Source organism: Mesorhizobium sp. (genome assembly GCF_005063415.1).
In the GTDB taxonomy this organism is placed as follows: Bacteria; Pseudomonadota; Alphaproteobacteria; order Rhizobiales; family Rhizobiaceae; genus Mesorhizobium.
This window is the reverse complement of the sequence record NZ_SUEG01000124.1, coordinates 1-11,884: the sequence shown is the minus strand read 5'-3', so window position 1 is coordinate 11,884 and position 11,884 is coordinate 1. Positions and strand designations below refer to the sequence as shown.

At 63.6% G+C, this 11,884-nt stretch carries 10 protein-coding genes; 3 read left to right on the top strand and 7 right to left on the bottom strand.

Features of this window, described 5'->3' with window-relative positions; genetic code table 11:
• Positions 1-955: amidohydrolase family protein (locus tag E5W70_RS24840; RefSeq protein ID WP_292663449.1), on the top strand; the 955-nt coding region annotated here is incomplete at its 5' end.
• A gap of 56 nt (positions 956-1,011) precedes the next feature.
• Entirely contained in the window at positions 1,012-1,302 is a 291-nt protein-coding gene (locus tag E5W70_RS24835) for a type II toxin-antitoxin system ParD family antitoxin (protein WP_292663447.1), read from the top strand.
• Between the two features lie 373 nt (positions 1,303-1,675).
• Here E5W70_RS24835 and E5W70_RS24830 read toward each other — a convergent pair whose 3' ends face one another.
• The 6 genes from E5W70_RS24830 to E5W70_RS24805 form a co-directional block, all read right to left on the bottom strand.
• Positions 1,676-3,457 carry an NAD(P)/FAD-dependent oxidoreductase gene (locus E5W70_RS24830; protein ID WP_292663445.1) on the bottom strand — a complete coding sequence of 594 codons (1,782 nt, stop codon included), beginning with the start codon at positions 3,455-3,457 and terminating at the stop codon, positions 1,676-1,678.
• A gap of 140 nt (positions 3,458-3,597) precedes the next feature.
• A complete protein-coding gene (locus E5W70_RS24825; protein WP_292663443.1) occupies positions 3,598-5,631 on the bottom strand; it encodes an aldo/keto reductase in 2,034 nt (677 codons plus the stop codon).
• A 56-nt stretch (positions 5,632-5,687) separates the two neighbouring features.
• Positions 5,688-6,785, bottom strand: coding sequence for a sn-glycerol-3-phosphate ABC transporter ATP-binding protein UgpC (gene ugpC, locus E5W70_RS24820; protein WP_292663441.1), 1,098 nt, complete (start codon positions 6,783-6,785; stop codon positions 5,688-5,690).
• 8 nt (positions 6,786-6,793) lie between these two features.
• Positions 6,794-7,645 carry a carbohydrate ABC transporter permease gene (locus E5W70_RS24815; RefSeq protein ID WP_292663439.1) on the bottom strand — a complete coding sequence of 284 codons (852 nt, stop codon included), beginning with the start codon at positions 7,643-7,645 and terminating at the stop codon, positions 6,794-6,796.
• Positions 7,642-8,502, bottom strand: a complete 861-nt coding sequence (locus E5W70_RS24810; protein WP_023720572.1) for a sugar ABC transporter permease — start codon at positions 8,500-8,502, stop codon at positions 7,642-7,644. The genes E5W70_RS24815 and E5W70_RS24810 overlap by 4 nt, the downstream gene beginning before the upstream one ends.
• Before the next feature lie 206 nt (positions 8,503-8,708).
• Complete coding sequence (locus tag E5W70_RS24805) at positions 8,709-9,980, bottom strand: extracellular solute-binding protein (protein ID WP_292663435.1); 1,272 nt, start codon at positions 9,978-9,980, stop codon at positions 8,709-8,711.
• A 106-nt stretch (positions 9,981-10,086) separates the two neighbouring features.
• On the opposite strand from E5W70_RS24805, the gene E5W70_RS24800 reads away from it, so the two are divergent.
• The gene (locus tag E5W70_RS24800) at positions 10,087-10,959 is read left to right on the top strand and encodes a helix-turn-helix domain-containing protein (protein ID WP_292663433.1); all 873 of its coding nucleotides are present in this window, start codon (positions 10,087-10,089) and stop codon (positions 10,957-10,959) included.
• 9 nt (positions 10,960-10,968) lie between these two features.
• Here E5W70_RS24800 and E5W70_RS24795 read toward each other — a convergent pair.
• Positions 10,969-11,884, bottom strand: a 916-nt coding sequence (locus E5W70_RS24795; protein WP_292663431.1) for a Xaa-Pro peptidase family protein, incomplete at its 5' end; no start/stop codon positions are given.

Here is an 11,884-nt window from a genome sequence, read left to right as displayed (position 1 = left end):
ACGTGGCGGCGAAAGCCGAGGAAATTGCCGGCGCCACGTCATCGAGCGCTCGAAGGTCCGCATCCTGGCTTACGTCAACATTTCCTTTGCCGGCATTTTCGGCTTCTCGCAGACCGTGGCGGTTGGCGAATGCAGCGACCTCCGGCTCTGCGAACCGCGCGAAACGGTGGCGGCGGCGCGCGAGCACGCCGACGTGGTTGTCGGCGTCAAGGTCCGCTCGGGTCGCCACGCCGGTGGCACCAGCGGCATCGCGCCGGTCGATCTCGCGCTCGAAGCCGCCGACAAAGCCGGCCTGCCGCTGATGGCGCATATAGACGAGCCGCCGCCCGGCCGCTCGGAAGTGCTGCCGCGGCTGCGCAAGGGCGACATCCTCACCCACTGCTTCCGGCCGTTTCCCAACGCGCCGGTCTTCGCCTCGGGGGCGGTGCGGCCGGACATGCGGCTGGCGCGCGAGCGCGGCGTCATCTTCGATATCGGCCACGGCATGGGCTCGTTCGATTTCGAGGTGGCCAAAGCGATGCTGAGCGAAGGACTGGCGCCGGACGTGATCAGCAGTGACGTGCATCTCTATTGTGTCGACGGTCCCGCCTTCGACATTCTGGTCTGCATGTCGAAGCTGCTGGCGCTCGGCATGCCGCTGGTCGAGGTGCTGCGCGCCGCCACGCAACGGCCGGCCGAGGCGATCGCCAGGCCCGATTTGGGCAGACTTGCGGTTGGTGCGGTCGGGGACATCGCGGTGCTGCGGCTGCGCCCGGGGCGCTTCACCTTTGTCGATTCGGTCGGTGCCTCGCTGGTCGCCGGGCAAAGGCTGGTCTCGGACGGCATCGTGGTCGGCGGCAGCTGGTGGCCGAACGAGGCGGTGGACGATCTCGGCGAGACCGAACGCTTCGAAGCGCATGCGCACGGCACGCATGTCGAGGTGGCGAGCCGGCATTTCGGACGTGACCACGATTGAGGCTGGTGTATGATTAAGTCATATCCCATGTTATGAAGGGCAACGAGGAGACGACCATGCGAACCACTCAACCTCTGACCATCACCCTGCCGCTCGACATGGCGCAGATGGTGAAGGACAAAGTCTCATCGGGCGAGTATGCCACCGAAAGCGAGGTCATCCGTGACGGCCTGCGGACTTTGGCTGCCCGCGATGCGGCCATCGAGCGTTGGCTGCGCGAAGAGGTCGCCCCGACCCTCGAGGATGCACGCGCACATCGTGAACGTCTGTTGACCGCGGACCAGTTGCGCAAGAACCTGTCCAACCGTATCGATGCCGTCACTGCCAAATCCCGCTCCGGGACATGAAATATGAGGTCAGGTTTCATGCTGCAGCCGAACGGGATATTGCCGAGCTGGCGGCGGAACTTGCGCCCTAGGCCGGCGCCGCCACCGCGCTGCGGTTTGTCAACCGGATCATCGATTATTGCCTCAGCTTCGAGACTTTCCCCGAACGCGGTACGCGCCACGACGATATCGCGCCTGGACTGCGTACCGTGGGCTGGCGACGGCGGGCGACAATCGCATTCGAGATCGTCGGGCGCAGGGTGGTGATCCTGCGTATTCTCTACGCAGGCCGTACGCTTGACCTGTCGGAGGAAGAGGAAGAACAGCGCCAACGGTGAGTTGCAAGCGGCTGGGCCGGGCCGCGACCATCCTCCACTGGAACGGATAGCTCGGCCTATCGCACCGGCGCTCCATAAACCGGCGTCGGAATGCCTTCCATCCTCGCCTTGATCTGCAGCGCCACGAATTTCGAATAGAAGCGCGACAGCGCCAGATTGCCGCCGTGGAACCACAGCGCTTGCTGCGCCGTCGGCTTCCACATGTTGCGCAATTCGCCTTGCCACGGCCCGCGATCGCCTTTCACGCCCGAGCCAATCCCCCAGCACGGCCCGACCTTGTCGGCGACTTCGCGCGAGACGATTGCCGCCACCGTCTCGTTCATCGAGAGATAGCCGGTGCAGGCGATGATTGCGTCGGTCGTCAGTTCGGTGCCGTCGTCGAAGAGGATGCCCGTCGGCGTCAGCGACTTGATCCCGACGCCGCTACGGATGCCGATCTCCCCGTCGATGATCAGGTCGCAGGCGCCGACGTCGATGTAGAAGCCCGAGCCGGTGCGGTAGGCCTTCATCAGGAGTCCGGTCTCGTCGTCGCCGAAATCGATGGCGAAGCCGGCGCCGCGCAAGCGGTCGTAGAAGGCCGCGTCGCGCAACCTGATGATGTCGTAAAGCGCCCGCTGGCCTTGCGGCAGCAGCGCGAACGGCGTCGAGGCGACGATCATGTCGGCTTTTTCAGTGGTGATGCCGCAGGCCAGCGCCTTTTCCGAGAAGATCTCGAAACCGATCTCCATCAGCGTGTCGGACTTGACCACCGTGGTCGGCGAGCGCTGGACCATGGTCACCATGGCGCCGCTCTCCCAGAGATCGACGCTGACGTCATGGCCGGAACTTGCCGCGCCGATGACGGCTACCTTTTTGCCGCGGAATTTCTCGCCGCTGGAATACTGGCCGGAATGCAGGATCTCGCCCTGAAAGACATCGGCACCCGGCAGGTCGATCTGCCTGGGCGGGCCATAGGCGCCGGTCGCAAAGACGATGTGCTTCGGGTTCAACGTGATGCGCTCGCCGGCGCGGTCGAGCTCGACCGTCCAGACCTTTTCGGTCTCGTCATAGGACGCTCTAACGCATGTGGTGGAGGTCCAGTAGTTGAGCTCCATGACACGCGTATACATCTCCAGCCAGTCGCCCATCTTGTCCTTGGGCGTGAACACCGGCCAGTTCTCGGGAAACGGGATGTAGGGCAGATGGTCATACCAGACCGGGTCGTGCAGAACGAGCGAGCGGTAGCGATTGCGCCAGGAATCGCCGGCCTGGGCGTTCTTCTCGATGACGATGGCCGGCACGCCCAATTGCCTGAGTCGCGCCCCCAGCATGATGCCGCCCTGGCCGCCGCCGATGACCAGGCAGTAGGGCTGCTGGCTGGCGCCGAGGTCACGTGCCTCGCGGCGCCTCGCCTCCAGCCAGGTCTCGCGTTCCGGATCGGCCTTGTGGCGGACGCCCAGCGGCCGCGCCGGGCCCTTGCGCTCTTCGAAACCCTTGAGATCGCGCATCGCCGTAAACAGCGTCCGGCATTTGCCGTCCCTGAGGCGTATGATGCCTTGGCCCCACGCCGATGACGTCTCGAAAGAAAACCAAGCTTCGATTGTGCCTTCGTCCGAAGTCGCTTCGCCGCTGAGCTGCCACTGGGCAGGCTTCGTGGTTGCCAGCGTCGCCGTCAGCATGTCGCGGATCGCGGCCGCCCCCTCCATCGTCTTGATGTTCCAGGTGAAGGTCAAAAGATCGCGCCAGTAGCAGTCCTCGACGAACAGGCTGGTTGCGGCCTCGACGTCGCCCGCTTCGAGCGCCCGGGCAAAGGAACCCAGCCAGGTGGCAGCCTGTTTCGACGGTGTGATGTCGAGCATCTGTCTTCCCTAACTTCCAGAGACGGTGGCGCTGCCCTCATTCTTACCCTGTCCCGGTTGTTTGCGGGAGAGGGTGAGGGCAGCGCAAACGGTCCGGAAGCTAAGGGCGCAGCGTAAGGCTGAAGCGACTGCCGCTGCGGTCAGGCCCGCGCGCGGGCCTGATCCGAACCGCTATCCAGCCATGCAAGATCGTCCGGCGAAAGTGAGATGTCGAGCGCCTGGAGGCTGTCTTCCAATTCGTCGAGCGAGCGCGGCCCGATCAGCGGGACGGACGGGAAGGGCTGCGCCAGGACATAGGCGAGCGCGACGTGGATCGGGCTTTTGCCCAGCCGCTTGGCGAGTTCGATGGCACGGTCGCGACGGCCGAAATTCTTGTCCGAGTACCAGACCCGGACCAACTCCTCATTGTCGCGCCGGTCGCGGCCGGCGCGGTCGGTGAAGAAGCCGCGGCCCTGGCTCGACCAGGCGAAATTCGGCATCTGCCGGGCGGTAAGCCAGGCCTTCCACTCGTCGCTGGAGGAGGTGACGCAGCCTGCCCAGATTGGCTCCAGCATCTCGGCCAACGAGAAATTGTTGGAAAGCGCGCCGGGCTTCTGCTTGCCGGTGCGCTCGGCATAGGCAATCGCCTCGTCCATGCGTTCCATCGTCCAGTTCGAGCCGCCGAACGGACCGCGAATGCGGCCGGCCTTGACCTCGCGGTCCATCGCATCGACGAACTCGTCGACCGGCACGTCCGGATTGTCGCGGTGCATGAAATAGACGTCGATATGGTCGGTCTGCAGCCGCTCGAGCGACTGGGTGAGCTGCTTGCCGATGACGTCGGGATAGCAGAGCGGCGAGTGCGCGCCCTTGCCGATGACCACCGATTGCTCGCGCACGCCGCGGTTCTTCAGCCATTGGCCGAGCAGCGTCTCGGTATAGCCGGAACCGTAGACGAAGGCGGTGTCGAACAGATTGCCGCCGGCCTCGAAATAGGCATCGAGCAGGATGGCGCCCGACGAGAAGGTACGGAAATCCTCGAACCCGAGCGCCAGGCACGAGGCGGGCCGCGGCAGGCCCGGAATGCTGCGCTTGGGGATGGCGGTCCCGCCGGCGCGCAGCTTCCGTCCGGAGATCGTGTTGACGCGCTTTGCCGGCTTCTCAATGTCGTATTCGAGCCCGATTGCGGCCCGCCATTTATCGAGCACGCGCAGATTGCCGAGACTGTCGGCCCAGCCCATGCCGGGCCAGGCGAACTCCTGCTTCCCGCCGAGAATGGCTTCGCCGGCGGCGTCGACCTCGAATGCGTAAAGCCAGCCGTCTTCCTTGACCTCGACCACCTCGGTGTCACCCGGACGGATGATGCGAATTTCGCCGGTGCCGCCTTGCTGGCCGCCGGCATACCAGAAATCCGCCACCTCGATGCGGCCCTTGTTGCCTAGAATACGCAACACATTGTCCTGCGCGAGCGAGATGCTGCAGGACACTTCCGCGACGATGCCGCCCGGAAAATGCAACAGCGCCGACGCCCATTCGTCGACGCCGGATTGGCCGAGATGCGCAGCGCCGACCACTTCGTCAGGCTCGGCGAAGGGCTTTCCCGCCGCGGCGCCGGCAATCAGCCGCGCCATCGAGACGGGATAGCCGCCGACATCGAGAATGCCGCCGCCGGCGAGATCCTTGGCGTAAAGCCGGTGCTCCGGCATGAAGCCCGGCATGGCGAAGCCGAAACTGGATTTGATCATCTTGATCTCGCCGATCGCACCGGCCCTGATCAGCTCGACCAGCCTGGCCGTCTGCGGATGCAGCCGGTACATGAAGGCTTCGCCGAGAAAGGTGCCGGCCTTGCGCGCAGCATGGATCATGGCGTCGGCCTCGAAGGCGGTCAGGCCAAGCGGCTTTTCGCAAAGCACATGCTTTCCGGCCTCGGCTGCCTTGATCGCCCATTCGGCATGGCTCGGATGCGGCGTCGAAATATAGATCGCATCGACGTCCGGATCGCCAAGCAAAGCCTCGTAGCCGTCGAGGATGCGGGCGCCGGGGAAAGCCTCGGTGAGCCCGGCCTTGCCGGGATTGCGCGCGCCGACGGCGACCAATGTGCCGGTGCGCGAATGGGCGACGCCGCCGGCAAAGGCCTTGGCGATGTTGCCGGGCCCGAGAATGCCCCAGCGAACTTTTTCTGGTTTGGACGTCATGTCGAATCTCCGTGGGGTGGCCGCGATCAATCGCGATCGGACAAAAGAAAGATGGGTTAGCGAATGCGTGCGCCGGTGGCGTCGAAGAGAAGCGAGCGGTCGGCTTTGATCGACACCACCAGGTCGTCGCCATTGGCGCGATGCCGCGAGGCCTCGCGCTCGATGATCAGTTCCTCGCGCCCGCCCCCGGTCCCGGAATTGGCATAGACATAGCTCACCGATCCCAAGTGCTCGGCGACATCGGCCTTGAGGGTAAGGTCGCAATCGCCCTGGCCGGCGTCGAAGAAATGCTCCGGACGCACGCCGAGCACGACATCGCCGCCTATCGCAGGCAAGGCATCGGAAAGCGGCTTGCGCAGTCGCGCGCCGCGATGGTTGACCAGTTCGACGACCGCCGCACCGTTGTCGGCGCCGACGATTTTCGCCGCCAGAAAATTCATTTTCGGCGAGCCGACGAAGCCGGCAACGAAACGGTTGGCGGGGTCGTCGTAGAGATCGAGCGGCGCGCCGATCTGCTCTATATTGCCGGCGTTGAGCACGACGATCCTGTCGGCCAGCGTCATCGCCTCGGTCTGGTCGTGCGTCACATAGACCATGGTAACGCCAAGCTCCTTGTGAAGGCGCGATATCTCGACGCGCATCTGCACCCTGAGCTCGGCGTCGAGATTGCTGAGCGGTTCGTCGAACAGGAACACTTGCGGCTCGCGCACGATGGCACGGCCGATGGCGACGCGCTGGCGCTGGCCGCCCGACAATTGCCGCGGCCGCCGCTTCATCAGCTCGGCGATGCGCAGGATTTCGGAAGCCCGCTTCACCCGCCGCTCGGTATCTGCCTTGGGGTTGCCGGTCATTCTCAGGCCGAAGCTCAGATTCTGCTCGACCGTCATGTGCGGATAGAGCGCGTAGGACTGGAACACCATGGCGATGCCGCGATCGGCCGCCTCGATGTCGTTCACCACCTTGCCGCCAATGGCGATCTCACCGTCGCTGATGTCCTCGAGCCCGGCGATCATCCGGAGCAGCGTGGACTTGCCGCAGCCGGAAGGGCCGACGAAGACGACGAATTCGCCGTCATCGATATCGATATTGGCACCGTGGACGATCTCGAAGACGCCGAAGCGCTTGATGACGTTTTTGAGTGTGACTGCCGCCATGGTGATCCTTACTTGATGGCGCCGGCAGCGATACCGGCAACGAAATGGCGCTGCAGAAGCACGAACACGACGAGCATTGGCGCCGTCAGCATCACCGCGCCCGCCATGATGCCGCCCCAGGACACCTTGGTGAGACCGATCAGCGTGCCGAGCGCCACGGGCGCGGTCATTGCGCCCGGCTTGGAATTGATCAGCAGCGGCCAGAGATAGTTGTTCCAGGAGGCAAGGAAGAGGATGATGGCAAGCGCCGCCAGCATCGGCCGCGCCAGAGGCAGGGCGACGAACAGGAATATCCGCCATTCCTTGACGCCCTCGACCTTGGCGGCGTCGAACAGCTCGTGCGGCATCATCGAAAAACTCTGCCGCATGAACAGCACGCCCAGCGAATTGAACAGCGGCGGCACGATCAGCGCTACCCAGGTGTTGGCGAGCTTGAAGTCGCGCGCCACCATGATGAATTGCGGGATCAGCACGACCGCATAGGGCAGCGTGATGGTGCCGAAGATAATGGCGACGACCATGCCCTTGCCGAAGAAGTTGTAACGCGCCAGCGCCCAGCCGGCCATCGAGGTCAGCATCACCGACAGGAAGGTATAGGTCACTGCCACCGAGACGGAGATGCCGATGGCGCCGATGAAATTGGTGCCGCGCTGCAGATTGCCGACATTGTCGAGGAAATTGCCGTGCGGCAAAAGCTCGATGTCGGGGCTGAAGATGCCGTTGTCGGGCATCGTGGAAAAGACCACCATCATCCACAGCGGAAACAGCCAGACCAGCGCCAGCGGCGTCAGGAAGAGATGCAGTACGATGCTGCGGCCCAATCTGGCCTGGGAACGGCTGACTCTTGAGTGCGAGGTCATTTCGGTTCCCTCGTCAGCCATATCTGTACCAGCGAGATGGCGATCGCCAGCCCGGCCATGGTGTAGGCGATGGCCGAAGCGTAGCCGAAATTGAGCGACCGGAAGCCCTGGCGGTAAAGCAGCAGCCCGAGCGTTTCGGTGCCGCCGCCCGGCCCGCCGCGCTCGGTGATCAGGAAGGGCTCGGTGAACAGCTGCATGGTGCCGATAATCGACAGCACGGCGCAGAACACGATGATCGGCTTGAGCAGCGGCAGCGTGATGTAGAAGAACTGTTTGACCTTGCTGACCCGGTCCAGGGTCGCCGCCTCGTAGACATCCTCGGGAATCGACTGCAGGCCGGCGAGCAGGATGATGGCGTTGTAGCCGGCCCAGCGCCACGTCACCGCCATCATGATCACCGCCATCGCCGGGGTGACGTTGGTAAACCAGTCGACACTGGGCAGGCCGATGCTGTTCAGCAGCTTGTTGATGATGCCGTAGTCGAGATTGAACATCAGCCGGAAAACCGCCGAATAGGCGACTTCGCCGACCACGACCGGCGCGAAGAAGGCAAAGCGGAAAAGGCCACGCGCCTTGAGCAGCGGCGAGTTCAAAAGCACCGCCATCACAATCGCCAGCGAAATCATCACCGGCACCTGGATGACAAGGATCAGCAATGTGTTCTTCAAGGCATTGAAGAAGGCGGGATCGCCGATCAGCCGGCCCCAGTTGAAGGTCGGCGCGAACCGCCACGGCACGGTGCGCGTTGCCTGGAACGAGATCAGGAAGGAATCGATGATCGGCCACAGCCAGAAGATCGAAAAGATCAGCAGATAGGGCGCGAGAAAGCGATACGCCGTGGCGTTCTGGTAGCGCATCGTTTTCCTCCTTTCTGCTTCTCAAGTCTCATGCCTTCTCCCCTTGTGGGAGAAGGTGGATCGGCGCGTAGCGCCGAGACGGTTGAGGGGTGATGGCCGGAGTGCCGCCGGCGCCAAGCTGGAGCACCCCTCATCCGTCGCCTTCGGCGACACCTTCTCCCACAAGGGGAGAAGGGGAGCCGCGCACCGGAGCCGTCTCGTCTAGATCACGACTTGACCGGCAGGCCGGTCGCCGCGGCGATCTGGCTTGCGGCATCGTCGAGCGCTGCCTTGGCGTCGGGATAGCCGCCGGCCAGATACTTGGTCTGCACCGCGCGGATGATGATCTCGGCGTCGCTCTGGAACGGCGTGCCGCGGCTGGGTACGACCTTCGGCAAGGTGCCGAGGATGTCCTTCCACACGGCTTGGCCGCCCCAATAGGGCAGGCCTTCGGAGACATAGGGGTCGTTGAGGGCCGAGATCAGCGACGGCACCAGGCCGAAGCCTTTCAGCATGGTGATCTGGCCTTCATTCGTCGCAAGCGTGTATTTCAGATAGGCGTAGGCGGCTTCCTTGTTCTTCGACACCGAGGTGATGGCGAGCGAGGAGCCGCCGAGATTGGCGGCGCGCGGACCGTCGGCGGTCAGGCTCGGCATCAAATAGACGCCCCATTTGCCTGTCCCATCGGGCGATTCGGTGCGCACGGTGCCTTCATACCAGCCGCCATACATCTGCGTGGCGACCTTGCCGGCGGTGTTGTTGGTGATCTTGGTGCTCCAGTCGGCCGAGGAAATGATGCCGGCGTCCTTCATCTCCTTGATCTTGGTCATGGCGTCGACGCATTTGGGCTGGTTGACCGTGATCGATTGACCATCGGCCGAGAAATAGGCGCAGCCCTGCTCGTTGGAGATCATGCGGAAGAATTCGGAATCGCCGTTGAAATCGGCGTTGGTCATCGTCACGCCGGGATTGGCGGCCTGGATCTTCTTGGCGGCGGCGATGAAATCGTCCCAGGTCTTGATCGAGGACGGATCGACGCCGGCCTTCTCGTAGAAGTCGCGGCGGTAGAACATCGCCACTGGACCGGAATCCCACGGCATCGCATAGGCCTTGTCGTCAACCTCGAGCTCGGTGCGCTTGAAGTCGGGGAATTTTGCCTGGTCTTCCGCGGTGTAGCCGAGTGTGTGCAGGTCGACGAAGCAATCCGGGAACTGGCTCCAGTAGTTTTCCGCTTCGCCGTTCTCGATCGTAACGATATCAGGCAGCCCCTCGCCGCCGGCGGCGCAGCCGGCGATCGACTTGTCATAGGTCGGCTGGTTGCCTAGGTCCTCGACGGTCACCTTGATGTCGGGATATTGCTTGTTGAAGCCCGCTATGGTGGCCTTCAGCGACGAAGCGGCGATATTCCAGCTCCAGATCGTGATTTCACCGGACTGCGCAAAGGCCGGGCTGGAGCCCAAGGCCAGCGCGAGCGCGGCGCAGGTCAATTTAATGCGCATTGAAATCCTCCCATTTCAGTTGCTCTCTGTTTGCGAGCGTGGCTAGACTAGGCCTCGGGAACGCCTTGTCCGCGACAAAGGGAATAAGAAATGAGCGGAAAGTAAGATGCCGGAAAGGCCGTTTTACCAGCCCGGCGCCAGCAGCGTGGAGGGCCTGCCGCTGCTGCTGCAGATGTTCCACACCCAGCCCCTGGTGATGCTCAAGCCACATTGGCACGCCCAGGTTGAGGTGAATTTCATCGTGCGCGGCGCCGTGCACTACCGCATGGACGGACACGGGCTTTCGCTCTCTGCGGGCGACATGTGCCTGTTCTGGGGCGGCCTGCCGCACCAGATGGACGAAGCCTCCGACGATGCCATCTATGCCGGCGCGCATCTGCCGCTGGTGCATTTCTTCCGGCTTCATTTGCCCGTCGATGTCCGCAACAGGCTGATGACGGGGGCGACGCTGGTGACCGACGCTACCGACCGGTCGGACGACCACAATTTCGAACGCTGGAACCGCTATGCGCGCTCCGGCGACCCGGTCAAGGCCGAGCATGCCGTAAACGAGCTTTTGCTGCGGCTGGAGCGGGTGCGCTTCGAGCCTTACCGGCTCGTGCCCGAAACCCCGGTCGAACAGGAGATAGGCAGTCCCTTCGATCAGCAATCGTTGCGCAATGTCGGGCGCATGTGCGACTTCATTGCCGAGAATTTCCTCTACGAGATCGATTGCGTCGACATCGCCGCGGCGGCCGACATCCATCCCAAATACGCTATGAGCATCTTCAAGAAATCGACCGGCATGACGCTCAACGAATATGTGAATTTGCTGCGCCTCAGCTACGCGCAGGCGCTGCTGATGCATCAGGATGCCAATGTGCTGCGCGTCGCCATGGAATCGGGCTTCGGTTCGCTCAGCGCCTTCAACAAGTCGTTCCGCAAGCTTGCCGGCATGTCGCCGTCGGATTTCCGCAGGGGCGTGGCGGGCGCCAGGTGACGGATGGATTCAGCCGAAAGTAGCCAGGCTTCTCGGCAGGCGGTTCATTGGCAGCGGCCCGTTGGCGGTGATCAGGAACTGGTCCTCGAGATTGAAGCTGGCGAGACCGTCGATGTAGAGCGGGATCTCGAATGCCAGCACCATGCCGGCTTCGATCACGACATCGCTGTCGGCCGAAATGAACGGCCATTGCTCGGAAAACACGGAATGGCCGACGCTGTGGCCGAAATGGCCGCGGCGATAGGAACGCAGGCCCTGGCGCGCCAGGCTTTCGCTGGCGGCGCGATGCACGCCGGCGAACGGCTTTCCGGGCATAAGCGCGGCAAGCCCGTCGGCGAAGGCGCGTTCGGCTATCGCATGCAATTCGGCCTGTTCGGGCGACGGTGGCCCGAAGGTGAAATTCCGCGACATGTCCGAGGCATAGCCGTTCACGCTGCACACCATGTCGGCCTTGAGCGGATCGCCGGCGGCGGCGACCGCATCGGCGCTTTTGGGGCGAGCGCCCAGCGTGACGTATTCCGCCGTCGAGATTTGCTGCGATGACCCGGCGGCTGCATCGGCGACGCCTTGCCGGTAGAGCGCGACCAGATCCGACTGACGCATGTCGGTCGCCGCATGCTGCTGCAGCCGCGACAGGCCGGCTTCCGACAGGACGATGCCCCGTTGCAGAAGGTCGATCTCGCTCTGCGATTTGATTGCCCGCAGCCTGTCGATAATCGGCGAGCCGTTGACCAGCGCAGTGCCCGCCAACATCGCCTGCATTGCGGAAAAATCGCCGGCCGGGACAAAATCCAGCTCGATGCCGAGCGTTGCACGCTCCAGCCCGAATTCCGCGAGGATCGTTTTCAGCTCGCGGACGGAGCGGGCAAGCTCGAAGGTCGCCGGGCGGGAAAAACCGGGCGCGCGGCCAACCAGGCTCGCCTCG